General features: G+C 70.9%; 25 protein-coding genes and 1 pseudogene. 13 read left to right on the top strand and 13 right to left on the bottom strand.

What is annotated here, in order from left to right; translation table 11 throughout:
• Positions 1 to 43: 43 nt before the first annotated feature.
• The 3 genes from ACFYP5_RS01860 to ACFYP5_RS01850 all read right to left on the bottom strand — a co-directional run bounded on the left by ACFYP5_RS01860 (position 44) and on the right by ACFYP5_RS01850 (position 3,699).
• The gene (locus ACFYP5_RS01860; protein WP_389029202.1) at positions 44 to 1,384 is read right to left on the bottom strand and encodes an MFS transporter; all 1,341 of its coding nucleotides are present in this window, start codon (positions 1,382 to 1,384) and stop codon (positions 44 to 46) included.
• Positions 1,385 to 1,795: 411 nt separating this feature from the next.
• Complete coding sequence (locus tag ACFYP5_RS01855) at positions 1,796 to 2,671, bottom strand: tetratricopeptide repeat protein (RefSeq protein WP_389029199.1); 876 nt, start codon at positions 2,669 to 2,671, stop codon at positions 1,796 to 1,798.
• A 26-nt stretch (positions 2,672 to 2,697) separates the two neighbouring features.
• Entirely contained in the window at positions 2,698 to 3,699 is a 1,002-nt protein-coding gene (locus ACFYP5_RS01850; RefSeq protein ID WP_389029196.1) for a GNAT family N-acetyltransferase, read from the bottom strand.
• 117 nt (positions 3,700 to 3,816) lie between these two features.
• Here ACFYP5_RS01850 and fdxA point away from each other — a divergent pair, with 117 nt between their 5' ends.
• Both fdxA and dapC read left to right on the top strand, forming a co-directional pair.
• Positions 3,817 to 4,137 (top strand): ferredoxin, encoded by a 321-nt coding sequence (fdxA, locus tag ACFYP5_RS01845; protein WP_037688837.1) that lies wholly within the window; start codon positions 3,817 to 3,819, stop codon positions 4,135 to 4,137.
• Positions 4,138 to 4,296: 159 nt separating this feature from the next.
• On the top strand, positions 4,297 to 5,394 hold the full coding sequence (dapC, locus tag ACFYP5_RS01840; protein ID WP_389029193.1) for a succinyldiaminopimelate transaminase: 1,098 nt from the start codon (positions 4,297 to 4,299) through the stop codon (positions 5,392 to 5,394).
• Positions 5,395 to 5,516: 122 nt separating this feature from the next.
• Here the strand turns inward: dapC and ACFYP5_RS01835 are convergent, their stop codons facing one another.
• Both ACFYP5_RS01835 and ACFYP5_RS01830 read right to left on the bottom strand, forming a co-directional pair.
• Positions 5,517 to 6,017, bottom strand: coding sequence for an ATP-binding protein (locus ACFYP5_RS01835; RefSeq protein WP_389029191.1), 501 nt, complete (start codon positions 6,015 to 6,017; stop codon positions 5,517 to 5,519).
• Between the two features lie 285 nt (positions 6,018 to 6,302).
• Positions 6,303 to 7,262, bottom strand: coding sequence for a hypothetical protein (locus tag ACFYP5_RS01830; RefSeq protein ID WP_389029188.1), 960 nt, complete (start codon positions 7,260 to 7,262; stop codon positions 6,303 to 6,305).
• A 61-nt stretch (positions 7,263 to 7,323) separates the two neighbouring features.
• On the opposite strand from ACFYP5_RS01830, the gene dapE reads away from it, so the two are divergent.
• Positions 7,324 to 8,403 (top strand): succinyl-diaminopimelate desuccinylase, encoded by a 1,080-nt coding sequence (gene dapE, locus ACFYP5_RS01825; RefSeq protein WP_389029185.1) that lies wholly within the window; start codon positions 7,324 to 7,326, stop codon positions 8,401 to 8,403.
• 85 nt (positions 8,404 to 8,488) lie between these two features.
• Positions 8,489 to 9,238 carry a TIGR00730 family Rossman fold protein gene (locus ACFYP5_RS01820; protein WP_389029182.1) on the top strand — a complete coding sequence of 250 codons (750 nt, stop codon included), beginning with the start codon at positions 8,489 to 8,491 and terminating at the stop codon, positions 9,236 to 9,238.
• A 117-nt stretch (positions 9,239 to 9,355) separates the two neighbouring features.
• On the opposite strand, the gene folP is transcribed toward ACFYP5_RS01820, so the two are convergent.
• Positions 9,356 to 10,228, bottom strand: a complete 873-nt coding sequence (gene folP, locus ACFYP5_RS01815) for a dihydropteroate synthase (protein WP_389029179.1) — start codon at positions 10,226 to 10,228, stop codon at positions 9,356 to 9,358.
• 110 nt (positions 10,229 to 10,338) lie between these two features.
• Between folP and ACFYP5_RS01810 the strand changes: the two are divergent.
• Both ACFYP5_RS01810 and ACFYP5_RS01805 read left to right on the top strand, forming a co-directional pair.
• Positions 10,339 to 10,683, top strand: a pseudogene (locus ACFYP5_RS01810) (hypothetical protein); the annotation flags it as partial.
• Positions 10,684 to 10,859: 176 nt separating this feature from the next.
• Positions 10,860 to 11,450 carry a DNA-3-methyladenine glycosylase I gene (locus ACFYP5_RS01805; protein WP_389029177.1) on the top strand — a complete coding sequence of 197 codons (591 nt, stop codon included), beginning with the start codon at positions 10,860 to 10,862 and terminating at the stop codon, positions 11,448 to 11,450.
• Between the two features lie 7 nt (positions 11,451 to 11,457).
• Here ACFYP5_RS01805 and ACFYP5_RS01800 read toward each other — a convergent pair whose 3' ends face one another.
• A complete protein-coding gene (locus ACFYP5_RS01800; RefSeq protein ID WP_389029174.1) occupies positions 11,458 to 12,270 on the bottom strand; it encodes an enoyl-CoA hydratase/isomerase family protein in 813 nt (270 codons plus the stop codon).
• Positions 12,271 to 12,582: 312 nt separating this feature from the next.
• On the opposite strand from ACFYP5_RS01800, the gene ACFYP5_RS01795 reads away from it, so the two are divergent.
• Entirely contained in the window at positions 12,583 to 12,750 is a 168-nt protein-coding gene (locus ACFYP5_RS01795; protein WP_003966491.1) for a DUF3117 domain-containing protein, read from the top strand.
• A gap of 109 nt (positions 12,751 to 12,859) precedes the next feature.
• Here ACFYP5_RS01795 and ACFYP5_RS01790 read toward each other — a convergent pair whose 3' ends face one another.
• Positions 12,860 to 13,525 (bottom strand): O-methyltransferase, encoded by a 666-nt coding sequence (locus tag ACFYP5_RS01790; RefSeq protein WP_030915381.1) that lies wholly within the window; start codon positions 13,523 to 13,525, stop codon positions 12,860 to 12,862.
• 181 nt (positions 13,526 to 13,706) lie between these two features.
• Between ACFYP5_RS01790 and sigE the strand changes: the two genes are divergently transcribed.
• From sigE to ACFYP5_RS01765, 5 genes are all read left to right on the top strand, one after another.
• Positions 13,707 to 14,468, top strand: coding sequence for an RNA polymerase sigma factor SigE (sigE, locus tag ACFYP5_RS01785; protein WP_389029170.1), 762 nt, complete (start codon positions 13,707 to 13,709; stop codon positions 14,466 to 14,468).
• Positions 14,465 to 15,457, top strand: a complete 993-nt coding sequence (locus ACFYP5_RS01780) for a zf-HC2 domain-containing protein (RefSeq protein ID WP_389029167.1) — start codon at positions 14,465 to 14,467, stop codon at positions 15,455 to 15,457. The genes sigE and ACFYP5_RS01780 overlap by 4 nt, the downstream gene beginning before the upstream one ends.
• A gap of 110 nt (positions 15,458 to 15,567) precedes the next feature.
• Positions 15,568 to 17,274, top strand: coding sequence for a S1C family serine protease (locus tag ACFYP5_RS01775; protein WP_389029164.1), 1,707 nt, complete (start codon positions 15,568 to 15,570; stop codon positions 17,272 to 17,274).
• Between the two features lie 106 nt (positions 17,275 to 17,380).
• Positions 17,381 to 17,857, top strand: coding sequence for a sec-independent translocase (locus ACFYP5_RS01770; protein ID WP_389029161.1), 477 nt, complete (start codon positions 17,381 to 17,383; stop codon positions 17,855 to 17,857).
• Between the two features lie 118 nt (positions 17,858 to 17,975).
• A complete protein-coding gene (locus tag ACFYP5_RS01765) occupies positions 17,976 to 18,635 on the top strand; it encodes a hypothetical protein (RefSeq protein ID WP_389029159.1) in 660 nt (219 codons plus the stop codon).
• Positions 18,636 to 18,744: 109 nt separating this feature from the next.
• Here ACFYP5_RS01765 and ACFYP5_RS01760 read toward each other — a convergent pair whose 3' ends face one another.
• From ACFYP5_RS01760 to ACFYP5_RS01750, 3 genes are read right to left on the bottom strand one after another with little or no spacing between them, the layout of a single operon-like run.
• The gene (locus ACFYP5_RS01760; RefSeq protein ID WP_389029157.1) at positions 18,745 to 19,878 is read right to left on the bottom strand and encodes an Mrp/NBP35 family ATP-binding protein; all 1,134 of its coding nucleotides are present in this window, start codon (positions 19,876 to 19,878) and stop codon (positions 18,745 to 18,747) included.
• A gap of 43 nt (positions 19,879 to 19,921) precedes the next feature.
• On the bottom strand, positions 19,922 to 20,494 hold the full coding sequence (locus ACFYP5_RS01755) for a DUF1003 domain-containing protein (RefSeq protein WP_389029155.1): 573 nt from the start codon (positions 20,492 to 20,494) through the stop codon (positions 19,922 to 19,924).
• Positions 20,484 to 21,758 carry a magnesium transporter MgtE N-terminal domain-containing protein gene (locus tag ACFYP5_RS01750; protein WP_389029153.1) on the bottom strand — a complete coding sequence of 425 codons (1,275 nt, stop codon included), beginning with the start codon at positions 21,756 to 21,758 and terminating at the stop codon, positions 20,484 to 20,486. Before ACFYP5_RS01750 ends, ACFYP5_RS01755 begins: the two co-directional genes overlap by 11 nt.
• A 201-nt stretch (positions 21,759 to 21,959) precedes the next feature.
• Here ACFYP5_RS01750 and ACFYP5_RS01745 point away from each other — a divergent pair, with 201 nt between their 5' ends.
• Entirely contained in the window at positions 21,960 to 22,730 is a 771-nt protein-coding gene (locus ACFYP5_RS01745) for a hypothetical protein (protein ID WP_389029151.1), read from the top strand.
• A gap of 16 nt (positions 22,731 to 22,746) precedes the next feature.
• On the opposite strand, the gene ACFYP5_RS01740 is transcribed toward ACFYP5_RS01745, so the two are convergent.
• Together ACFYP5_RS01740 and ACFYP5_RS01735 are read right to left on the bottom strand one after the other, a co-directional pair.
• A complete protein-coding gene (locus tag ACFYP5_RS01740; protein WP_389029149.1) occupies positions 22,747 to 23,271 on the bottom strand; it encodes a hypothetical protein in 525 nt (174 codons plus the stop codon).
• A gap of 13 nt (positions 23,272 to 23,284) precedes the next feature.
• On the bottom strand, positions 23,285 to 24,400 hold the full coding sequence (locus tag ACFYP5_RS01735) for a magnesium and cobalt transport protein CorA (protein WP_389029147.1): 1,116 nt from the start codon (positions 24,398 to 24,400) through the stop codon (positions 23,285 to 23,287).
• Positions 24,401 to 24,716: the final 316 nt, after the last annotated feature.

The raw sequence follows: 24,716 nt of genomic DNA, 5'->3' as shown, positions 1-24,716 counted from the left end.
GCGGGCGCGTCCGATCACGTCACTCGCGGGGCGGGGCAGGGCGTCAGTCGGTCGCACCGGCCAGTGCCGAGGTCTGCTGCGCGGGCGCCCCGCGCCGGCCGCCGCGAGCCAGCGGCACCAGGCAGATCGCGGCCGCGCCCAGCACGGCGGCGGCGGCGAAGGTGGTGAAACCGAGGCCGACGTTGCCGCCCTCGATGACGGCGCCGCCGAGCCAGGGGCCGACGACCGCACCGGTTCGGCCGATGCCGGTGACCCAGCCCAGGCCGGTGGCCCGCTGGGTGGGCGCGTACACGGTCGAGGTGGCCGAATACACCATGGCCTGGGCGCTGAAGAGCCAGATGCCGGTGATGAAGACGACCGTGTACGCGACGCCGAGCGGCAGGTGGGCCCTGAGCAGGAAGGTGCCGCAAGCGGTCAGGACGAACCAGATCGCGGAGATGCGCACGGCGCCGAAGCGGTCGGCGGCGCGGCCGGCCACGAGCATGCCGACGATGCCGCCCGCGTTGATGATCATCAGGAAGGTGACGGAGGAGGAGAGGGAGTAGCCGGAGGCCCGCATCAGCTGGGGCAGCCAGGTGGAGACGCCGTAGACGAGCAGCAGACCTGCGAAGGAGGCGACCCACAGCAGCGGGGTCGCGATCCGCGAACCGGGTGCGAACAGCGACGCGACTGCGGCGAAACGCCCCCTGGCCCCGGCCTCGGGTGCCTCGGCCGCGGTCGGCGAGGGCAGGCCGTAACGGGTGGCGACCGCCTCGGCCTCGGAGGCGCGCCCCTTGGCGAGCAGCACCCCCGGCGATTCGGGCAGCCACTTCAGTACCAGCGGGACCGCGATCAGGGCGGGCAGCACACCGGCCCAGAAGACGGCGCGCCAGCCGAAGTCCGGTGCGAGGCCGAGGCCGAGGCCGGTGGCCACCATGCCTCCGGCGTGGTACGAGGTCATCATCAGCCCGATGGAGAGCGCGGCGCGGCGCGGCGGGGCGAACTCGGTGACGACTGCCAGGGCGATCGGCATCAGTCCGCCCAGGCCCAGGCCGGCCAGGAACCGCCCGGCGCCGAAGACGGTCACGGACGGCGCGAGCGCGCACAGCGCGGAGCCGACGGAGAACAGCGAGACGCTCCAGACCACGACGGGCCGGCGGCCGAGCCAGTCGGTGAGTGTGCCTGCGGTCAGGGCGCCGATCAGCATGCCGAAGGTGGTCCAGCTGCCGACGGTCCCGGCGGTCGAAGTGGTGAAACCGAGGGAGGAGTCGTCGAGCAGGTGTGGCATCACAGCGCCGTAGATGTTGACGTCCATGCCGTCGAAGAACACGGCCAGCCAGCACAGGGCCATGACGGCGCCGACGGTGCGGAACGAGCGCTCAGGTGGGGCGGAGCGGGTAGTCACTGATACTCACTTCTCTCACGTCGTCGCGGTACCTGCGCTGCACGCCGAAAGGAGGCGGCGCAGCCTCCCTGTCGCTGAGGCCGGAGCGGGCCCCTGGAGTCTCATGTTCGCTGAGTGAACAATGGTTCGCGAGGTGACGTGAGTTTCGGTAAAATCAACGGCCTTGTCAATGGTTCGGACGCCGAATGTGCCGGGCCGAATGAGGGAGCGCGAGAAGCCCGGAGGGGATCCTCCGGTACCAGGGGGAAGGCCGCCGCGCTCGTACGCCGTCCGGCGGCGCGCACCCGGCGGCGAGCCCGGGGCTACTTCGGTCTGCCGGAAGCCGGTGGTGCATACGACGGCCTGCGTACGGCGAGTCCTGGTCCCTGCTCGCCGCAGTCGGGACGGTCCGACGCCGACGCGCCTCTACGGCTAGTTCAGCAACGCCCTCGCCGCGCGTGCCCGCCCTCTGATCGCCTCCGCGGCTGTCGGTTCCACCATCCCGACCAACTCCGCGTACTCCTCCATCTCGGCCGCTCCGCGGAGGAACTCACCGATCTGCACGAGCAGTTGAGCCCGCTCGTAGCGCAGTCTCGCCGGATGGGACGGCAGCAGCAGGGACAGTTCAACCGCCCAGAGCGCCACCCGCGTGCTCTCCGGGCGGACCGCCGCCCACGCCCTGACGTTGTTGAGGATCCGCAGCACGATCTCCAGCGGGCGGGCCGGTACCAGCATCGACGGTTCCAGCGGCGCTCCGGTCGCCCCCGTCACCAGCAGCTCCGCGTCCTGCCCGGTCATCGGCCGGCCGCCGGCGAACGGGTCGGCCAGCACCTGTTCGGCCGGATCGCCGAACCCGACGACGAAATGGCCGGGCAGCGCCACCCCGTACACCGGGGCGCCCGCCCGCCGTGCCACCTCGATCCACACCACCGACAGCAGGATCGGCAGTCCGCGCCGGCGCCGCAGCACGTGGTGCAGCATCGACGACTCCAGCCGCTGGTAGTCCGCCGAGGAGCCCGCGAAGCCGCACCGCTCACCGAGCAGTTCGGCCAGCGCCGAGGCCCAGGCGTGCCCGCCCCGTACCCCGTACGGAAGCAGGCCCGCCAGCCGGTCCAGCTCGATCTGCGCCGCGTCGATCCCGTTCGCGTCGAGCGCCGGGTCGGCCTCCGCGGCCAGCAGCAGGCAGAGCAGCGCCAGGTCGGGCCGTTCGGCGCGCGCCTCCTCGGCGAACTGCCGTCGGAGCTCGTCCCGCCCGGAGCCCGACGGGTTCTCGGGGTCCGGCGGATCCGGCGGGTTCGGGGGGTTCATGGGGGACACGTATGTACCTTCCCCGGTTACGCCGACCGGAAGTGGTGATAAAGGTGATGCGTCTCGAACCCCATCCGGTCGTAGAGCGCACGCGCCCCCTCGTTGTCCTCCTCCACCTGCAGCCAGGCCGCCGACGCGCCCTCGTCCAGCGCCTGGCGGGCCAGGGCGGTCATCACGGCGGTGGCGAGACCCCGGCGCCGGTACGCGGCACCGACCTCGACGGCCATGAAGCCCGCCCAGCGGCCGTCCACCACGCACCGCCCGATCGCGGCGGGTGCCTCGCCCTCCGCGTCGCCCGGCACGGTCGCGAACCACACCGAGGGCCCGCTGCCCAGCACCTTCAGTACATGAGGGCCGGGGGTGTCGAACCGCTGATAGCGCGAGAGCCACCCCTCGACGATCTCCCGGCTCAGCCGCACCCGCGCGACGTCCGCCTCCAGGTCGCCGATCGGGGCCAGCGCCGCGATCCGTACCTGCGCCGTCACCTCGCGTCGCCACCCGTGGCGCTCCAGCTCCGCGCACAGCTCCTCCTGCGCGCCCTCGGCGCCGGTCGCGGTCTGGATGTACGCAGGCAGGCCCCGGTCGCCGTACCACCGCTTCACCCGTGCGAGCGCCTCGTCGAGCGGGATTCCCGGGTCGCCGAGCGGCAGCGCGGAGTTGGCGCGCCGGGTGAAGCCGGCGGCGGAGCGCAGCAGCCAGTCGCCGAGCGGTTCGCTCTCCACGGGCTGCCAGGCGCGGGCGCAGACGGGGGCGAGCTCCGCGAACGTGGCCGCCGGGCCCCGGCGCCGGGCCGGTGCGGACGGCACTACCTTGCCCGCCACCAGCGACGATTGCGGGACATGGACGGACTCACCGCTCTTCGGTGTGATCGAGAGCACACCGGCGTCCCATGATGTGAGAACACCTACCGTGTCGGTGAACTTCGACCCCGCCGCGTCGCCCTCGCAGCGGCGTCGGACTGATACCCGTTTGCCCACGTCAGCGGGTGTAATTCGGACCTCAAGCCGTCCGCCGATGGTGAATTCCACAGCTCTGTCCGCCCCTCCTGTTCGGTTCGTGCCCAGGAACGGAGATACTAGGCGTGGGCATCGACGACGCCGCGCTCCCGCGCGAGAGCCAACGCCCTACCGAGGAGGAACGACAGCGTGACCTACGTCATCGCGCAGCCTTGTGTCGACGTAAAGGACAAGGCCTGCATCGAAGAGTGCCCCGTCGACTGCATCTACGAGGGCCAGCGGTCCTTGTACATCCACCCGGACGAATGCGTCGACTGTGGAGCCTGTGAGCCGGTGTGCCCGGTCGAGGCGATCTTCTACGAGGACGACACCCCGGAGGAGTGGAAGGACTACTACAAGGCGAATGTCGAGTTCTTCGACGACCTCGGGTCGCCCGGTGGTGCCTCCAAGCTGGGCCTGATCGAGCGCGACCACCCGTTCATCGCAGCACTGCCGCCGCAGAACCAGTAAGCAGCGACCGGCACGTGCGCCGCCTCGGTCCCGTACGGCTCGTCACCGTGCGGGGCCGAGGTGTTTTCCGGCCCGGGCCACCGGCAGTCCCCGTACCACCCGCATCATCCGAACCACCCGTATCACCCTCGTAACCCTCGTACGAGAAAGCAGAGATCCGTGTCCGCAGCAGTCTCCTCCCGCCTCCCGGTCTTTCCCTGGGACAAGCTCGCGCCCTACAAGTCGACCGCTGCGGCCCACCCGGACGGCATCGTCGACCTGTCCGTCGGCACCCCCGTCGACCCCGTGCCCGATCTGATCCAGCAGGCGCTCGTCGCCGCCGCGGACAGCCCGGGCTATCCGACGGTGTGGGGAACGGCCGAACTCCGCGACGCCCTCACCGGCTGGGTGGAACGGCGCCTCGGCGCGATCTCCGTGGCGCACGAGAACGTGCTGCCGGTCGTCGGCTCCAAGGAGCTCGTGGCCTGGCTGCCGACCCAGCTCGGCCTCGGCGCGGGCGACAAGGTGGCGTACCCGCGGCTCGCCTACCCGACGTACGAGGTGGGCGCCCGGCTCTGTGGCGCCGAGCCCGTCGTGTACGACGACCCGACCGAGCTCGACCCGGCCGGCCTCAAGCTGATCTGGCTCAATTCGCCGTCCAACCCGACCGGCCGCGTCCTGTCCAAGGACGAACTGACCCGGATCGTCGCCTGGGCGCGCGAGCACGACGTACTGGTCTTCAGCGACGAGTGCTACCTCGAGCTGGGCTGGGAGGCCGAACCGGTCTCCGTGCTCCACCCCGACGTCTGCGGCGGTACGTACGAGGGCGTCGTCGCCGTCCACTCGCTCTCCAAGCGCTCCAACCTCGCCGGGTACCGCGCGGCCTTCATCGCGGGCGACGCGGACGTCCTCGGCGAGCTGCTGCTGATCCGCAAGCACGGCGGAATGATGACGCCCGCCCCCGTCCAGGCGGCCACCATCGCGGCGCTCGGGGACGACACGCACGTCGCCGAGCAGCGGACCCGGTACGCGGACAGGCGCGCGGCACTGCGAGCGGCGCTGGAGGCCCACGGCTTCCGGATCGAGCACAGCGAGGCGAGCCTCTACCTGTGGGCGACGCGCGACGAACCGTGCTGGGAGACCGTGGCGTACCTCGCGGAGCTCGGCATCCTGGTGGCGCCGGGCGACTTCTACGGACCGGCGGGCGAGCGCTTCGTTCGCGTGGCGTTCACGGCGACGGACGAGCGTGTCGAGGCAGCGGTCAAGAGGCTGTCCTGAACCGGACGACAGGACCGGCACCGATGAGCGGCACCGCACGCACCACATGATCTGACGACACGCGAGAGGGCCTCGGGAGGGCGCACCCCCGAGGCCCTCTCGCATGTGCAGTGCCGACTGGATCAGCCGATCGGCAGACCCTGGGTGGGCAGGCCCTGCGTCGGCAGCCCGTGGGTGGGCAGGCCCTGGGTGGGCAGTCCGCGCGTCGGCAGTCCGTGCGTCGGCAGTCCGCCGGTGAGGCTGTCGGTGGGCAGAGCACCCTTGGACGTGGCACCGGCAGCCCCGGCGACCAGCTCACCGGCGCTGCCCGCGGCCTCACCGGCGGCCTTCTGCACGGCGGGGGCGGCCGTGCCGCCCGTCTCGACGACGGTCTTGCCCGCGGCCGGAAGCGTCGTCCCGACGATCTTGCCGCCGGTGGCGCGCGAGGCCTTGGTGCCCTGCTGGGACGCGCCGTCGACGGCCTTGCCGAGGCCTGCGCCGTCGACCGTGGTCAGACCGCTGAGCTCGGGGGTCTGCGGGAGCTCCGCGGCACCTGCGGCGCCGGCCGCACCGACCACGGGGGCTGCACCCGCCGCGATCAGCAGCGCGGCACGGGCGATCCGACGGGTCAGGGGGAGGGACATGATGCTCCTTCGACGGTGTGGATTCTGTCTGTCCGTTGACCGGACGCAGTGACAACCGTCGTGGGGGAGGGAGAGGTTGCGGTGTGCCGAAGTAAAGAGTCGGTAATGCGTCACATAATCGGCAATGGAGCAACCCGGGCGAACAGTGCATTCGCCGAGTGTTCGATGAACCGTCACTTCTCTTTGTTCCCAAGGGATTCAGGCAACGCACGGAGTGGCGTCCATAGGGTGTGGTGACCGCCGGTTCGGGAAAGGCTGGATGGCCCCTACGGGGGACCTCCCGTACTAGCGAACGAGCCGTATACGGACCTCTGCGGTGCCCGATTCCGCACGCTCCGTCCGCCAGCCGGACCCGGCTGTCCACACCCGGCCCGCATACGCGACCTCGTCGATGTCCAGTGCCTCGGCCTGCGCCACCGCCCAGTGCGCCAACTCCCAGCCGCGCTGTGCCGTGCCACCGTCCCCGGCGGTCCGGGCGGACTTCTTCACCGGCACCGAGACCGTGCCCGCCGCCGACGCCCCGCCGTGCGTCCCGCCCGCCGACTCCCCGTCCTTCGCCTCGCCCGCGGCCGGCAGCACACCCTTGCCGAAGGTCCGCACCAGCGCCGCGCGCACCTTCGTCGCGTCGGCCGCCGCGACCGCCGTCCGCGTCGGCGTGCAGTTCAGCGCCGTGGGTGTACGGCCGGTCAGCGCGGCGGCCAGCAGCGCGGCATCCGGCTCGTGCTTGGCGTACGCCTGCGGGTAGCCACTGCGCTGCACGCGCTGTGCGGCGACGGTCAGCGGCAGCCGCGAGTAGCCGGGGACCTCGGCCAGATGCTGATAGAACTCGCCGGCCGAGTAGACCGGGTCGAGGATCTGCTTCTCGGTGCCCCAGCCCTGCGAGGGGCGCTGCTGGAACAGCCCGAGCGAGTCACGGTCGCCGTGCTGGATGTTGCGCAGCCCGGACTCCTGCAACGCCGTCGCCAGTGCGATCGTCACCGCACGCTCCGGCATCCCGCGGGAGGTGCCGACCGCGGAGATGGTCGCGGCGTTCGCGGCCTGCTCCGGGCTCATCCGGTACGTACGCCCTTGGCCCTCCGAACCGTCGGCGGACTCCACCGTGCACCGCTCGCCGCCCCTGTTGCCGGTGACGTACTGCACGGTCAGGTAGCCGGCCACGGCGAGAAGCACGGTGAGGGCGGCCGCGATCCGCAAGGGGCGGCTGCGGCGGGTGTGTCGGCGGGTGGAGGAGGCGGTCCGGGGCACGGCCCCACCGTACTGGAGGGGCCGGGCGGGCCCGAGACCGAAGTCCCTTAGGGTCGGCTCCATGCCCGAAAGCACGCTTGACCTCACCCTGGACGGCCCCGCGCTCACCGCCCGGCTCGTCGACTTCCCGTCGGTCAGCGGGGACGAGAAGGAGCTGGCCGACGCGATCGAGACGGCTCTGCGCGCCCTCCCGCACCTGGCCGTGGACCGGTACGGCAACAACGTCGTCGCCAGGACACGGCTCGGCCGCACCGAACGCGTGGTGCTCGCCGGACACATCGACACCGTCCCGATCGCCGACAACGTTCCGTCCCGGCTCGACGAGAACGGCGTGCTCTGGGGATGCGGCACCTCCGACATGAAGTCCGGCGTCGCCGTCCAGCTGCGGATCGCGGCCACCGTGCCCGAGCCCAACCGCGACCTGACCTTCGTCTTCTACGACAACGAAGAGGTCGCCGCACACCTCAACGGGCTCGGCCATGTCGCCGACGCCCACCCGGACTGGCTGGAGGGCGACTTCGCCGTCCTCCTTGAACCGTCCGACGGTCAGGTCGAGGGCGGTTGCCAGGGCACCCTGCGGGTCTTTCTCCGTACGGAAGGGGAGCGCGCGCACTCGGCACGCAGCTGGATGGGGTCCAACGCCATCCACGCCGCCGCCCCGATCCTCGGCCGCCTCGCCGCGTACGAACCGCGCCGGCCGGTCATCGACGGACTGGAGTACCGCGAGGGCCTCAACGCCGTACGGATCGAGGCCGGCGTCGCCAACAACGTCATCCCGGACGCCTGCACCGTCGTCGTCAACTACCGGTACGCCCCCGACCGCAGCGCCGAAGAGGCCCTGGCCCACGTCCACGAGGTCTTCGCGGACTGCGGCGTCGTCGAGTTCACCGTCGACGACCATTCCGGCGCGGCGATGCCCGGCCTCTCCCACCCGGCGGCCGAGGCGTTCATGGCGGCGGTCGGTGGCACCGCCCAGCCCAAGTTCGGGTGGACGGACGTCTCCCGCTTCGGCGCTCTCGGCGTCCCCGCGGTGAACTACGGACCCGGCGACGCGCTCCTCGCGCACAAGCGCAACGAGCACGTGGCCGTCGACCGGATCACTCACTGCGAGGAGCGGCTCCGCTCCTGGCTCACCGGCTGACCCACAGCATTCCCCTGTGCGTAACCTCCGTAGATCTACCCTGACCTGATACACAACGTCGGCATGTCGTCGGAGGGAGCAGGTCATGGGCAACCCCGAGGAAGCGCACGTCCCCGAGGAGCAGCGGCTCGGACCGGTACTGCGCCGCAGGGAACAGGTACAGCCCGGCACCACCGATCAGCGGCTGCTGGACACCGAGGGCGACTCCGAGTGGGTGCACACCGACCCATGGCGGGTGATGCGCATCCAGTCGGAGTTCGTCGAAGGATTCGGCGCCCTCGCCGAGCTGCCCAGCGCCATCAGCGTCTTCGGCTCGGCCCGTAGCCCGGTCGGCGGAGCGGACTACGAGGCGGGCGTACAGATCGGCAAGGCGCTGGTCGAGGCGGGCTTCGCGGTGATCACCGGCGGCGGGCCCGGAGCGATGGAGGCGGCGAACAAGGGGGCACGGGAGGCGAAGGGCGTCTCGGTCGGCCTCGGCATCGAGCTGCCCTTCGAGTCCGGCCTCAACCCGCACGTCGACATCGGCGTCAACTTCCGCTACTTCTTCGTCCGCAAGACGATGTTCGTGAAGTACGCGCAGGGCTTCGTCGTCCTGCCCGGCGGCCTCGGCACCCTGGACGAACTCTTCGAGGCGCTCACCCTCGTCCAGACGGGCAAGGTGACACGCTTCCCGATCGTGCTCTTCGGCACCGCCTACTGGTCCGGGCTCGTCGACTGGCTGCGGGACACGGTGGTGGCGCAGGGGAAGGCGTCCGAGCGGGATCTGCTGCTCTTCCACGTCACGGACAGCGTGGAAGAGGCAGTCACCCTGGTGACGAAGGAAGTCGGCCGGTAGGACGGCAGGTGGGCGCGGGACGGGCTTGCTCAGGCTCCCGCGGCGTCGAGGTGCGGGGTCCCCGTTTCCGGGAAGGGAGGGGCAGGGGACAAGGCCCGCCGCAGCCCCCCGCCCCGGTTACGCCAGCCCCCTCCGCGCCACCGCCGGCGCCCGATGCCCGGCGATCGACGCCACCATGTCCAGCACCTGCCGCGTCTCCGCCACCTCGTGCACCCGGTACACCCGCGCCCCCAGCCAGGCCGACACCGCGGTCGTCGCCAGCGTCCCGACCAGCCGTTCCTTCACGGGCCGGTCGAGCGTCTCCCCGACGAAGTCCTTGTTGGACAGCGATACGAGGACGGGCCAGCCGGTCTCCGTCATCTCACCGAGCCGACGCGTCGCCTCCAGCGAATGCCGGGTGTTCTTCCCGAAGTCATGACCGGGGTCGATCATGATGCCGTCCGGCCTGACCCCGAGCTCCACGGCCCGTTCGGCCAGCCCCTCCGTCACCCGCAGGATGTCCGCCATCACGTCGTCGTACGTGACCCGGTGCGGCCGGGTCCGCGGTTCGGCGCCGCCCGCGTGCGTGCACACCAGCCCCGCCCCGTACCGTGCGGCGACCTCCGCGAGCTTCGGGTCGACCCCGCCCCACGCGTCGTTCAGCACGTCCGCACCGGCCTCGCAGACCGCCTCGCCGACGTCGTGGCGCCAGGTGTCGACGCTGATGACGACGTCCGGGTGGCGGCGCCGCACCTCGGCGACGAACCCGACCGTGCGGCGGGCCTCCTCCTGGGCCGTCACCTCCTCGCCGGGACCCGCCTTCACCCCGCCGATGTCGATGATCGCGGCGCCGTCCGCGACGGCCTGCTCGACCCGGGCGAGCGCGGGCTCGTCGCGGAAGGTCGCGCCCTGGTCGTAGAAGGAGTCCGGAGTACGGTTCACGATCGCCATGATCACCGGCTCGTGCGCCCCGAATTCGCGCCGCCCCAGCCTGAGCGCACCGCTTCGCATCCCGTGTTTCTCCTCTGGTAGATCGCCCCATGGGTCGCCTGCGACCCTAACTGTCGGCACCGCATGGCACGATCGGAGCCGGACAGGTTTTCGCTCCCGGGGAGATGCGCGTGTTCTGGTTCTTGCTGCTGGCGATGGTGGTGGTCGTGGCCGCGGTCACCCTCGCGGTGGTCGGCGGAGGGAAGAGCGCCGTCCTGCAGGACGTGGCGCCCGAGCAGCCGACCGACCCGCTGCCCGCGCACCGGCCGGTCGGCCGCGCGGACATAGAAGCGATGCGACTGCCCGTGGTGGCCCGCGGCTACCGGATGACGGACGTCGACGACGCCCTCGGCCGGCTCGGCGCCGAGCTCGCCGAACGGGACGCGCGGATCGCCGATCTGGAGTCGGCGCTCGCGGGCGCGCAGGCGACGGCGGTGGGCGGCGAGGGGCTCTTCAAGGAGCCGCAGAACCGGCCGCGCCTGGAACGGTCCCCGTGGGAACCGCCGCACCCTCCGCGCTCCGAGCGGTCGCAACCGCCGCACCCCGAGCGGTCCCCGTGGGCACCGCCGCACCACCCGTCGTCGCCGCCCGGCCCCCCGCCCGGACCTTCCGGTCCGCAGTCCGGGCCCCGGTCCGGCGAGGAGCCGCAGCGATGAGCGCCGCCGGCGCCGAAGCCGCGGCCGACGGCCGGCTGCGCTGCTCCTGGGCACTGTCCACCGACGACTACCTCGTCTACCACGACACCGAATGGGGCCGCCCCGTCCACGGCGACGACGCCCTCTTCGAACGGCTCTGCCTGGAGGCGTTCCAGTCCGGACTGTCCTGGCTGACGATCCTGCGCCGCCGGGAAGGGTTCCGCAGCGCCTTCGCCGGATTCAAGATCCACGCGGTCGCCGAGTTCACCGACGCCGACAAGGAACGTCTCCTCGCCGACGCCGGGATCATCCGCAACCGCGCGAAGATCGAGGCGACCCTTGCCAACGCCAAGGCGCTGGCCGACTGGCCGGACGGCGAGCTGGACGCGCTGATCTGGTCGTACGCCCCCGACCCGGCGACCCGCCCCGCCCCGCGCACCCTCGGCGACGTCCCGGCGGTCACCCCGGAGTCCACGGCTCTCGCCAAGGACCTCAAGAAGCGCGGCCTGCGCTTCATCGGCCCCACGACGGCCTACGCCCTGATGCAGGCGTGCGGCCTGGTCGACGACCACCTGGCCGACTGCGTGGCCCGGGGTACCGCGGCGTAGCGGAGAGCTACTTCCCCAGGTACTTCGGCTTCGCCTTGTCCAGGAAGGCCTGCACCGCGATCGTGTGGTCCTCCGACGCGCCCGCCTTCGTCTGGAGCTCGTCCTCCTTCTCCAGCGTCTCGCTCAGCGTGTGGCCGGCGCCGTACGCCAGGGACGCCTTGAGCGCGGCGTACGCCACCGTCGGACCGTCCGCCAGCCGGCGGGCCACCGCCAGGGCCTCCGCGGCGAGGTCGCCGGTGGGCACCACCTTGTTCGCGATGCCCAGTTCGTAGGCGTCCTGCGCGGAGATCGAACGCGGGAAGAGCAGCAGATCCGCCGCGCGGCTCTGACCGATCAGCCGGGGCAGCGTCCACGAGACGCCCGAGTCGGCGGTCAGGGCGACCCCGGCGAACGAGGTGTTGAAGGACGCGCTGTCGGCCACCACCCGGTAGTCGCACGCGAGCGCGAACCCGAAGCCCGCACCGGCCGCGACACCGTTGACCCCGGCGACGACCGGCTTCTCCATCTCGGTGATCGCCCGTACGACCGGGTTGTAGTGCTCCTGCACGGTGCTCAGCGCATTGCCCGTGCCGGACTCGCGGGTGGCGGCAAGCGTGGCGACGTGTTCCTTGAGGTCCTGGCCGACACAGAAGGCGCGCCCGGTGGCGGTGAGCAGAACGGCCCGTACGGCGGTGTCGGCGGCCGCCGACCGCAGTGCGTCACGGAGCGCGACCTTGGCCGCCGTGTTCATGGCGTTCATCGCGTCGGGCCGGTTGATCGTGATCGTCGCGAGACCTTCAGTCACTTCGTAGAGCACCGTGTCGGCCACGTTGTCCGCCATTTGCTGTCCCCTTTGCGCCTCGGGCAATGCCTGTCGAGCCAAGCATGGCCGACATCACGGAGGGCGAACATGTGACCTGCGTCTAACAATTGCGCCCCGATGCAGGGGTGAAGGCGACGGAGTATCGCAGTCGGATCGCCGAATTGAGTGGTTTTGAGAGAGCGCGTTGCGCAAGCGATGCAGAGCGATGTTGGTCATCGGGGTCTGTGATGCGGGATAATGGCCTGGAAGCAATGTGTTCGATGCCGGTGACACAGCGCCTGTCATGGGGCCGCCGGTTGATATGAGCTGGTTTCAGGAAGGGGAACGAGCATGGCGGCCATGAAGCCGCGGACGGGCGACGGCCCGCTCGAGGTGACAAAGGAGGGGCGGGGCATCGTCATGCGCGTTCCGCTCGAAGGCGGCGGTCGGCTTGTCGTGGAGCTGACGCCGGACGAGGCCGATGCGCTCGGCGACGCCCTCAAGAAGGTCGTCGGCTGACGCGGAGGCGCCCACACTTCACCACTGCCCCGCCACGGAGCCCGTGCCGGGGCAGTGGTGCGTCCGGAACGGTTCGCAGCCCGGGTGCGGGGCGAGGACCGGTGGAGGGTCAGCCGCGCCGGACCGCGCACAGCAGCCCGTCGCCCACCGGCAGCAGCGTTGCCATCAGCTCCTGGCTCTCCCGCACCGCCCGCAACAGCTCCCGCAGCCTCAGCACCTCTGCGGGCTGCGCCGCCGAGTCGACCGTGCGGCCGTCCGCGAAGACGCCCTCGAAGCAGACCAGACCACCAGGTCGCAGCAGGCGCAACGATTCAGCGAGGCAGTCCAGGCTCTCCAGCCGGTCGCCGTCGCAGAACACCAGGTCGTATCCGCCGTCCGCGAGCCGCGGAAGTACGTCGAGGGCGCGTCCCGGGATGAACCGGGCCCGATTGGCGGCGAACCCCGCGGCCCGGAACGCCTCGCGGGCGAACTGCTGACGCTCCGGCTCCGGATCGACCGTGGTCAGCACGCCGTCGGGTCGCATCCCGTGCAGCAGATAGATGCCGGAGACGCCGGTTCCGGTGCCGATCTCGGCCACCGCCTTGGCGTCCGTGGTGGCGGCGAGCAGGCGCAGCGCTGCGCCGGTGCCTGGTGACACCGAGCGGAGACCTGCGTCCCGGGCCCGGTCCCGGGCCCAGCGCAGTGCTTCGTCCTCGGCGACAAAGGCGTCGGCGAACGCCCAGCTCGTCTGCCGGTTGGCGGTGATGACCCTCTCCTGTCCCCGTAGTTGGCGCAACGGTGACTGTATCCGCTGTACCCGGGAACCCGCAGATGGGACCAGGCGTTATCAAGGGGCAGGGGAAAGCGCGTGGACAGGGCCCGCAGATCGGGCCCAGGAATCCGCGGCCGGCGGTTCCGGGGGCGTCCCCGGCCCCAGCAGGAAAAAGGCTTATCCGGAGCTAACGGGCGAGGTGGCTATGGTAGGGGCTCCACTGGACACCACCAGAGCCGACAGGGGAGGTGCGGCTGCGCCTGTGGATCGGAGAGGAGTGCTGCGGCGCTTGCTCAGGTCGGCGGGTGAGCCGAAATCCGTGACCAACTTTGCTGACCGTTCTTCCAGCGACTCCGCACCAACCGCGACCTTCGCCTCAGATGCGGACTCCCAGGCTTGGATGCCGCCCTCATGGGAAGAGATCGTCAGCACGCACAGCGGTCGTGTCTACCGCCTTGCCTACCGACTGACGGGCAACCAGCACGATGCCGAGGACCTCACCCAGGAGGTCTTCGTCCGGGTGTTCCGTTCGCTGTCGACCTATACGCCCGGCACCTTCGAGGGCTGGCTGCACCGCATCACGACCAACCTGTTCCTGGACATGGTCCGTCGTAAGCAGCGGATCCGTTTCGACTCCCTCGGCGACGACGCCGCCGAGCGGCTGCCGAGCCGTGAGCCGTCCCCGCAGCAGGTTTTCAACGACACCCACTTCGACGCGGACGTGCAGCAGGCGCTGGACACCCTTGCGCCCGAGTTCCGGGCCGCGGTCGTGCTCTGTGACATCGAGGGACTCTCGTACGAGGAGATCGCCGCGACACTCGGCGTGAAGCTCGGCACCGTGCGCAGCCGCATCCACCGCGGACGCTCGCACCTGCGCAAGGCGCTGCAGCACCGCTCTCCCGAGGCCCGCGCCGAGCAGCGCTCGCTGGCGGGCGCGATGGTGACGGGGGAGGTCGGATCGGCGTGAGTGGCACGGGTCCGACCCCCGCGGAACAGCATCTGGGGGACCGGCTTGCCGCGCTTGTCGACGGTGAGCTCAAACATGACGTCCGTGACCGGGTGCTCGCCCATCTCGCGACCTGCGCCAAGTGCAAGGCCGAGGCTGCCGCTCAGCGGCGGCTGAAGAGCGTCTTCGCGCAGTCCGCCCCGCCTTCGCCGTCCGAGGGGTTCCTCGCCCGGCTGCAGGGCCTTCCCGGGGGACCTGGTGGTGACGACGACAGCCAAGGAAGACCATTCGGCGGCTCCGGGCGCTTCACCGACGGGCTCTTCCCCGAGGTCCAGCCTTCCGGCAGCCGCACCGATCCGCCCTCGATGAGTTCGCCGCTCGACCGCTTCGGCTATCTCCCGACACCGCACGGCTCGGCCGCGGTGCTTCCGGGTGCCGCGTCACGCTCCGGTTTCCCCATTCATGAGGTGGGCCGGGACGCGGACCGCTCGCCGTGGCGCGGCCGCAGGTTCGCTTTCGCGGCGGCCAGCGCCGTCTCGATGGCGGCCATCGCGCTCGGGGGTGCCCTGCCGACGGACGCCGCTCCCGACACCCCGGTCCGTGCCGAGGGCGCCGGCAACAATGTGACGCCCCTCGACGCCGACGCACGCGCCGAGCGCGGCGGCGTGACCAGCCGCCGTGGTGGTGGCATCGGCACGTCCGCCGTGCCCCACAGCAGCCGCACCGTCGCCGCCGCCACGCCTTTCCAGCAGCCGGGCGGCCGTGTACCCGCACTGTTGGGCACGGGTCTCGTCACGCCCAACCCCTTCATGGTCCCGGTGCTGACCAATGTGTCCGCGCCGCCGCTGATACGTCCGACTGCTACCAGCCCCCTGTTCACCCGGGCGCTCGGCGGCGGACTGACCCCCACGTCCCCCGCGCCCTCGCCGACCTCGTCCTGGACGCCCACATCGGCCTCGGCCCTGCCGAGCTCCGCCGATCACGGCCTGCCGCTTTCTCCCCGGCGCTGACCGGGGTCGGCGCAGCCATTCGCAAACCTGGTTGAATCCCGGGAGGAATTCCCGGAGGGACGTCCCTCGCGGGCGTGCAGAGGGCCAGTTGCGGCAGTTGCGGGGAGAACATGGACGACGGAAAGCCCACCGGGCCGAAGGCGAAGTGGTGGAGCCGTCCCACGTCGGGGCACACCACCACCTCGGCGCCGGAGAGTGCAGCCGCCGCGGTGGATGCACCGGTCGAGGACGCGTGGGCCGCGGACGCGCCCGCACATCCCGAGCCGGTGGCGCCCGCGCAGTCCGCAGCACCCGAGCCCGTGGCACAGACGCCCGTAGCCCCGGCCCCGCCTGCCGCAGTCCCGGCCCCCGCACCGGCGGTGAAGCCACTGCACGAGCCCGATGAGTACAGCACCCCGCCGTACGGCGGCCCCGGGCCCTGGGCGCCCGCACCCCCTGTACAGCGCCCGGTCCCGACACCGGCCCACGGCACCCCGGTGCCTCCGGTACCCCCGCCGTACGCGGGCACGAACGGCGCGAACATAACCGCCGGGCCCCCTCCCACGCCGGGCCCCGTCCCCACGCCGGGCCCTGTCCCCGCCGCGGCCTTCACGCCTCCGCCCCAGCCGCCCCAGTCCACGCACTGGCTGCAGTACGACCCCTGGGGTGGGTACCGGCAGCCACTGACCCAGCCCGGTCAGCCGCTCGGCTCCGACGGCGGACGGGGAAAGAACCGGCGCGGCTCGCTGCTCGTCGGCGCGCTGCTGCTCGCCCTGGTGGCGGGCGGCATCGGCGGTGGCATCGGGGCCTACGTCGAGCGCAACGGCGGCCTGACCACGGTCGAGCTCCCGCAGGCCGCGAAGAACAGTGGCGGCCGCGCCCCCGACAGCGTCGCGGGCATCGCCGCCAGTGCCCTGCCCAGCGTGGTCACCCTCCACGTCAGCGGCACCACCGAATCGGGCACCGGCACCGGCTTCGTCCTCGACAACGAGGGCCACATCCTCACCAACAACCATGTGGTCGCCCCGGCCGGCCCCTCCGGTGACATCACGGTGACGTTCAGCGGCGGCGAGACCGCGAGCGCCGAGATCGTCGGCAAGGACAGCGGCTACGACCTCGCCGTGGTCAAGGTCAAGGGCGTCTCCGGGCTCAAGCCGCTGCCGCTGGGCAACTCGGACAACGTGCAGGTCGGCGACCCGGTCGTGGCCATCGGTGCCCCGTTCGACCTGTCCAACACCGTCACCTCCGGCATCATCAGCGCCAAGGACCGGCCGATCACCGCGGGCGGCGAGAAGGGCGACGGCAGCGACATCAGCTACGTGGACGCGCTGCAGACCGACGCCCCCATCAACCCGGGCAACTCCGGCGGTCCGCTGGTCGACACCGACGCCCACGTCATAGGCATCAACAGCGCCATCCGCGCCGCCGACAACGGTTCGACGACCGAGGGCGGCCAGGCGGGTTCCATCGGCCTCGGCTTCGCCATCCCGATCAACCAGGGCAAGCGGGTGGCCGAGGAACTGATCAACACCGGGAAGGCCACCCATCCGGTGATCGGCGTCACATTGGACATGAAGTACACCGGTGACGGCGCCAAGGTCGGCGCGAAGGGCGCCGAGGGCAAGCCCGCGGTGACACCGGGCGGTCCCGGTGCGAAGGCCGGCATCAAGCCGGGCGACATCATCACCGAGGTGGACGGCCGGCGGGTACACAGTGGCGAGGAGCTGATAGTGAAGATCCGCGCACACCGCCCGGGCGACCGTTTGGACCTCGGCCTGACCCGCGGTGGTAAAGACCTGTCCATGACTTTGACCCTCGGGTCCGCAACGGGCACGTGACGGCACCGGCACGCTACCGCCCGGACAGTTTCGCCGGGTACCGTGGGCCGGGGCCGGACCTCATCCGACCTGGTCCATGGTCTCGGAGAACACGAGGAGCAACCAGGTGTTCAATGACATAGGCGCACTCGAGCTGGTGACGCTGGTGATCCTCGGCGTGCTCGTCTTCGGCCCGGACAAGCTGCCCAAGGTCATCCAGGACGCCTCGCGCTTCATCCGGAAGGTCCGCGAGTTCTCCGAGAGCGCCAAGGAAGACATCCGCACGGAGCTCGGCCCGGAGTTCAAGGACTTCGAGTTCGAGGATCTCAACCCGAAGACGTTCGTCCGCAAGCAGCTCATGGACGGCAACGACGATCTCGGGCTGAAGGAGATCCGCGAGAGCTTTGACCTCCGCAAGGAGATGGCGGAGGTCACCGACGCGGTGAACGGGCGCGAGACCACTGCTGTGGAGTCCGCGGGCGGCGTGTCGGGCAGCGCGGCGATCACCGCGGCGAACGGCTCCCCGGGCGCTCCCGACCTGCTCAAGAAGCGTGAACAGCCCGCGAAGGACGACCGCCCGCCGTTCGACGCCGACGCCACCTGACACCGGTCAATCCCGACTCGTCCGGACGGTATGGCTATTCTCCATCTGTCCGGTTGCGAGGCTGCCCGAGGGGGGCGGGCCACTCCGGACCTTAGGGATCGAGGAGGCGGCCGGGCAGATGGAGACGACAAGTCGGGCAGGCGCGGAAGGTGCGTCCAGCGCAGTCACCGAGGAGGAGGTGCCGGCGGCCCGGCGTACGGTCGACGGCTATCTGCAGGCGTCGTTCCCCTGGTACGGACTGGACGAGGCATTCACCGGTCCGCGCTGGCTGATGCAGGTCGGCACGGCGGCGGACGGCACGGTGCAGCACGGATCGACCGGGCACGGTGACGAGCCGGTGGTCCGGGGCGACTCGGGCGGTGAGAAGCAGCGGTTCGCGGTCGTGGTGACCGTGGGGAGCAGTCCCGTGCGGCGCAGCGGCGACGGTACAGGAGTCCTGGACGCGACCACGGTGTCGTCTGCCGCCTGGCTGGCGGGCTCGGGCCTGCTGTCGTTCACCTGGCCCGCGCAGCTGGACCACACACTGCGCGACGACTGGCTGGACCAGCAGACGGAGACGGCGTTCGAACTCGCCGACGATCTGGACGGTCCCGCGTGGTCGGTGCTGTCCCTGCCGGTGGACGGGGTTCCGGTGCCGTTCCACTACCGCGAGTCCGAGTACGGCTGGGTGCTGGCGGGGTCGGCGCGCGACGGGGTGCACATCGGGGCGTACGGGCGCGGGATGAGCGCGTACGGACTCGGGTTCTCGGTGATCGCAGACATCGCCACATACGCGTAGCGGCTCGATCGGTGCGGTGAGCCGTGACCGGACGCGTCCGGTTCGCCGCGTTTTCCCCGATCGCCGGACGGGCTTCTTCCGTCGCGGCGATCGGGGACTCGGGCCGGTGTCAGAACTTGTTGCGCGGGGTGATCCCCAGAGACATGCCCGACAGACCCCGCTGACGGCCGCCCAGCCGCTCCGCGATCTTGCGCAGCGCCTTGCCGGCCGGGGAGTCGGGGTCCGAGAGGACCACGGGCTTGCCCTCGTCGCCGCCCTCGCGCAGACGCACGTCGATCGGGATGGAGCCGAGCACCGGCACCTCCGCGCCGACTGTCCTCGTCAGGCCCTCGGCCACCTTCTGGCCGCCGCCGGTGCCGAACACGTCGACCATCTCGTCGCAGTGCGGGCACGGCATGCCCGACATGTTCTCGACGACGCCGACGATCTTCTGGTGGGTCTGCACCGCGATCGAGCCCGCCCGCTCGGCCACCTCGGCCGCGGCCTGCTGCGGGGTCGTGACGACCAGGATCTCCGCGTTCGGCACGAGCTGTGCCACGGAGATCGCGATGTCACCGGTGCCCGGCGGCAGGTCGAGCAGCAGGACGTCGAGGTCGCCCCAGTAGACATCGGCGAGGAACTGCTGCAGCGCTCGGTGCAGCATCGGGCCACGCCACACCACCGGGGCGTTGCCCGGGGTGAACATGCCGATGGAGATGACCTTCACGCCGTACGCCGACGGCGGCATGATCATGTTCTCGACCTGGGTCGGCTTGCCGTCCGCGCCGAGCATCCGCGGCACGCTGTGCCCGTAGATGTCAGCGTCCACGACGCCGACCTTGAGGCCGTCGGCGGCCATCGCCGCCGCCAGGTTCACCGTCACGGAGGATTTGCCGACGCCGCCCTTACCGGACGCCACCGCGTACACCCGCGTCAGCGAGCCGGGCTTGGCGAACGGCACCTCGCGCTCCGCCGTACCGCCGCGCAGCGACGCCGTGAGCTCCTTGCGCTGTTCGTCGCTCATCACGTCGAGCGTCACGTCGACGCGCGTGACGCCTTCGACCTTCGCGACCGCGTCGGTCACGTTCTTGGTGATGGTCTCGCGCATCGGGCAGCCGGACACCGTGAGATACACCGTGACAGCGACCGCACCGTCAGCGGCGATCTCGACCGACTTGACCATGCCGAGTTCGGTGATCGGTCGGTGGATCTCCGGGTCGTTCACTGTCGCCAGTGCTTCGCGCACCGCGTCTTCGGTAGCCATACGACGATGTTACGGCGCCCGTGCCCCCCGCCGGGATGGGCCGTCAGCGGTCTTCGTCACTCTCGGCAGGAAATAGTGCGCGCCGGCCGTCCATGTCCTTCACCATGTCCTGGAGTTCCGAGCGGATCCAGTCCCGGGTGGCGACCTCGCCGAGCCCCATCCGCAGGGACGCGATCTCCCGGGTGAGGTACTCGGTGTCCGCGATGGAGCGCTCGTTCTGCTTGCGGTCCTGCTCGTGGGTGACCCGGTCGCGGTCGTCCTGCCGGTTCTGCGCGAGCAGGATCAGCGGGGCCGCGTACGAGGCCTGGAGCGACAGCATCAGCGTCAGGAAGATGAACGGGTACTCGTCGAAGCGCAGGTTCACCGGGGCGAAGATGTTCCACAGCACCCAGACGATGATGATCAGCGTCATCCAGACGATGAACCGCCCGGTCCCCAGGAAGCGGGCGATCCGCTCGGAGAACCGGCCGAACGCCTCCGGGTCGTACTCCGGCAGCAGCCGCGGCCGAAGGTCCTTCGGCTGATCCAGCCGGCCCCTGACGGTGCGCGTCATCGCCGACGACCCCGTCGACGACGGCCCGGGTCCCGACGCCCGGGAGCGGTCCTCACCCGCCATGGGCCACCCACTCCTCGCCGTGGAAGTCGGTCTCCCGCCAGTCGTCGGGCAGCAGATGGTCGAGCACGTCGTCGACGGTGACCGCACCGAGCAGCGACCCGCTCTCGTCCACGACGGGTACCGAGACCAGGTTGTACGCCGCCAGGTAACTGGTCACCACCGACAGCGGGGTGTCGGGGGTCAGCGGCACGAGGTCGCTGTCGACGATCGAGCTGACCAGGGTGAACGGCGGGTCGCGCAGCAGCCGCTGGAAGTGCACCGCGCCCAGGTACTTGCCGGTCGGCGTCTCGTCCGGCGGCCGGCACACGTACACCTGCGCGGCGAGCGCCGGGGACAGGTCGGAGCGGCGGACCCGGGCGAGCGCGTCGGCGACCGTGGCGTCCGGCCGCAGCACGATCGGCTCGGTGGTCATCAGACCGCCCGCGGTCCGCTCCTCGTACGACATCAGCCGTCGGACGTCCGCCGCGTCGTCCGGCCGCATCAGTGTCAGCAGCCGCTCCTTGTCCTCCTCGGGCAGTTCGGAGAGCAGGTCGGCCGCGTCGTCCGGGTCCATCGCCTCCAGGACGTCGGCGGCACGCTCCTCCTTGAGCTTGCCGATGATCTCCACCTGGTCGTCCTCGGGCAGCTCCTCCAGCACGTCGGCGAGCCGGTCGTCGTCGAGCGCGGCGGCCACCTCGGCGCGCCGCTTGGGCGACAGATGGTGCAGCGCGTTGGCCACATCGGTCGGGCGCAGCCGCTCGAACGTGGCGACGAGCGACTCGGCGCCCTGCCCGTGCTCCTCCAGCGAGAAGCCGCTCACCGCAGACCAGTCCACCGTCAGGGTCTCGCCCTTGCGGCGCAGCGCTCCGCCCCTGCCCTTGCGCACGAAGTACTTGACGATCTCCCAGTCGCGGCGGGCCGGGAGCTGCTGGATCGCGACGTCGAGGATGGTGACCTCCTCGTCCGTCTCCACCAGCCGGACCCGGCGGTCCAGGAACTCGCCGAGGACCAGGCGCTCGGTGGGGCGCTGCTCGAAGCGCCGCATGTTCACCACGCCGGTGGTGATGACCTGACCCGAGTCGATGCCCGTCACCCGGGTCATCGGAAGGAAGATCCGGCGCCGGCTGACCACCTCGACGACGAAGCCGAGCAGCCGTGGCGGACGCCCGCCGACCCGCAGCATCGCGACGAGATCGCGGACGCGGCCCACCTGGTCGCCGTTGGGGTCGAAGACGGGCACACCGGAGAGATGCGAGACGAAGACCCGGGAGGCGCCTGCGGCCATGCTGTGTGCCTCCTTCCGTCCCGTCGAGGAGGGACCGGTCCGTCAAGCCGGTTATGCGCTGTTATGACGGGATCAGGCTAGCCCGTACCGCTCCCGGTCGGCCCGGTGGAGCCGTCCGTACGGCTCTGCGCCGGATGGCGTACCCGGCACCGGTACGCTGCCGTCAGCCACCCCCACACGCAGATGAGAGGCAGTGCGCCCGTGACCTCTTTTGTCCCGTCCGTCGCTCCCCGCCGCCGGACCGCTGTCGCCGTCCTGCTCTGTGCGGGCCTGACCGCAGCCCTGACGGCGTGCGGCAGCGAGGATCCGGACAAGGGGACCAACGGCGTCGGCAGACTCTCGGCGACGGAGATCGAGCAGCGGGCGCAGAAGGCGGCGGACTCGGCGGACGCGGTACGGCTGGCCGGCACGCTGGTCAGCAAGGGCGGCACGTACAAGATCGACATGCGGCTCAAGGAGGACGGCGGCACGGGCTCGCTCACCTCGAAGAACAGCACATTCGAGCTGCTGCGGATCGGTGACGAGGTCTACCTGAAGGCCGACTCCGGCTTCTGGAGCCACGACGGGAAGGGCGGCGCGGACAGCAAGGGTGACGCAGGTGCCGCGGCCGGGGACAAGCTCCAGAACAAGTACGTGAAGGTCCCCCAGGACGACCCCACGTACAAGCAGCTGCGCGGCTTCACGGACATGAAGACCCTGCTCGACGGGATGCTCACCCTGCACGGCAAGGTCAACAAGGGCGACCACGGCAAGGTGGGCTCCGTCCGTACCGTCCAGATCCTCGGCGGGAAGGGCGAGGGCGGTGCGCTCGACGTCTCGCTGAAGGGCACGCCGTATCCGCTGCGGTTCGCCCGTGGCGGTGGCGGAGGCATTCTCACACTCGCCGACTGGGGCCTGGACTTCGAGCTGAAGGCCCCGGCCAAGGGCGACACGGTCGACTACGGGCAGCAGCTCCCCAAGTCCACCTCGTAGCGCCGCCCGCCCGCCGTCAGCTCTTGCGGCGGCGCTTCAGCAGCAGCCGCGGGAGCGCGTCGGGCACGGGGCGGCGGGTGGTCGCCGGGGTCGGCAGCGGCGGCGCCGCGTGCGAGGTGTCCGGCAGGTCTGTACGGGAGTCGCCGGGCGTCAGCCGCAGCACCCGGCACTCGCGCGCCCACCGCTCGGTCATCTGCTCGGCGTCCGGCGCGTTCAGCCGCTTGCCCTTGAGCTCGGCGACCGCCGCCTCCCACTCCTCCGAGTGCGGCGCGAGCTCCGTCACGGCGGCCGTCCAGGCGACCAGCCGACCGCCCTTGTCCTTGCTGCGTACGGTCACCTCGGCGGTGGACCCGTCGGTGAGACCGGCCGGCAGCGGCTGTTCGCCGGGGCCGTCCCCGACGAGATGGGCCGCTCCCTCGTGCCAGGTGTGCCACAGCGCCCGGGCGGGACCGGTGCCGCGCACCCAGATGAGGCCGGACTTCTTGGTGGCCTCCTCGACGAGGGCCGGTCCGAGCAGCGAGTCAGCGGCAGCAGCAGTCATGGGCCGAACTCTATTAGAGCCACCCGTTGCGCTTGAGCGAGCGGTGGATGGAGAAGCAGACGACCCCGATGACGCCCATCACCATCGGGTAGCCGTACGTCCACCGTAGTTCCGGCATGTGGTCGAAGTTCATGCCGTAGACGCCGCAGATCATGGTCGGCACGGCGATGATGGCCGCCCAGGACGTGATCTTGCGCATGTCCTCGTTCTGGGCGACGGTCGCCTGCGCCAGGTTGGCCTGCAGGATCGAGTTCAGCAGTTCGTCGAAGCCGATGACCTCTTCGTGCACCCGCGCCAGGTGGTCGGCCACGTCCCGGAAGTACTTCTGGATGTCCGGGTCGACCAGCCGCATCGGCCGCTCGCTGAGCAGCTGCATCGGCCGTAGCAGCGGCGAGACGGCCCGCTTGAACTCCAGCACCTCACGCTTCAGCTGGTAGATCCGGCCGGCGTCCGAACCGCGCGGGCTGCCCTTCGCGGGGGTGGAGAAGACCTCGATCTCCACCTCGTCGATGTCGTCCTGGACGGCGCCCGCCACCGCGATGTAGCCGTCCACGACATGGTCGGCGATGGAGTGCAGAACGGCCGACGGCCCTTTGGCGAGCAGATCGGGGTCGTCCTGCAGCCGGTGCCGCAGCGCACGCAGCGAGCCGTGCCCGCCGTGCCGGACGGTGATGACGAAGTCCCGGCCGGTGAAGCACATCACCTCACCGGTCTCGACCACCTCGCTGGTCGCGGTGAGCTCGGTGTGCTCGACGTAGTGGATGGTCTTGAAGACGGTGAACAGCGTGTCGTCGTACCGTTCCAGCTTCGGCCGCTGGTGGGCGTGGACGGCGTCCTCGACGGCGAGCGGGTGGAGACCGAACTCCCGGGCGATCCCGGCGAATTCGGCCTCGGTCGGCTCGTGGAGACCGATCCAGGCGAAGCCGCCCTTCTCCCGTACCCGGAGCATCGCCTCGTGCGGTGTCAGGCAGTTTCCGCTCTCCTGGCGCCGCCCGTCACGGTAGACCGCGCAGTCGACGACCGCGCTGGAGGCGGACGGGTCACGGGTGGCGTCGTAATTGCTGTGCAGGACGGTGGTCTTGCGCAGGGACGGGCGCACGGCGGCGCGCAGGTCACGGATCATCGACATGGCTGGCTCCTTCACGGAGGGCCGTCGTCGGGCGCGTGGAACAGCCCGGAATGGGGACGTGTGCTCACATCCGCAAAGCGGGCGGCACCGCGGCGGCACGATGACGGCGTTCGCTACAGACAGGCAAAAAAGGAGTGCTCTTCCGTCGTGCGCAATGCCCCGGGCCTTGACCGAGAAGGCTTCAGATCACCGAAGAAAGGTGTCGGGCGGAAGAGCGATCGGTACTGCACGATCGACTTCGATCCATTGCAGCCCCACCTCCTCCAGCCGGTCCCCCGTGGGGGATGACGTGTCGTCGGAACTGAGAGCGACGCTT

It is taken from the genome of Streptomyces sp. NPDC005262 (assembly GCF_042872425.1).
GTDB lineage: Bacteria > Actinomycetota > Actinomycetes > Streptomycetales > Streptomycetaceae > Streptomyces.
The sequence above is the reverse complement of the archived record's forward strand: the minus strand, read 5'-3'. Positions and strand labels throughout refer to the sequence as shown.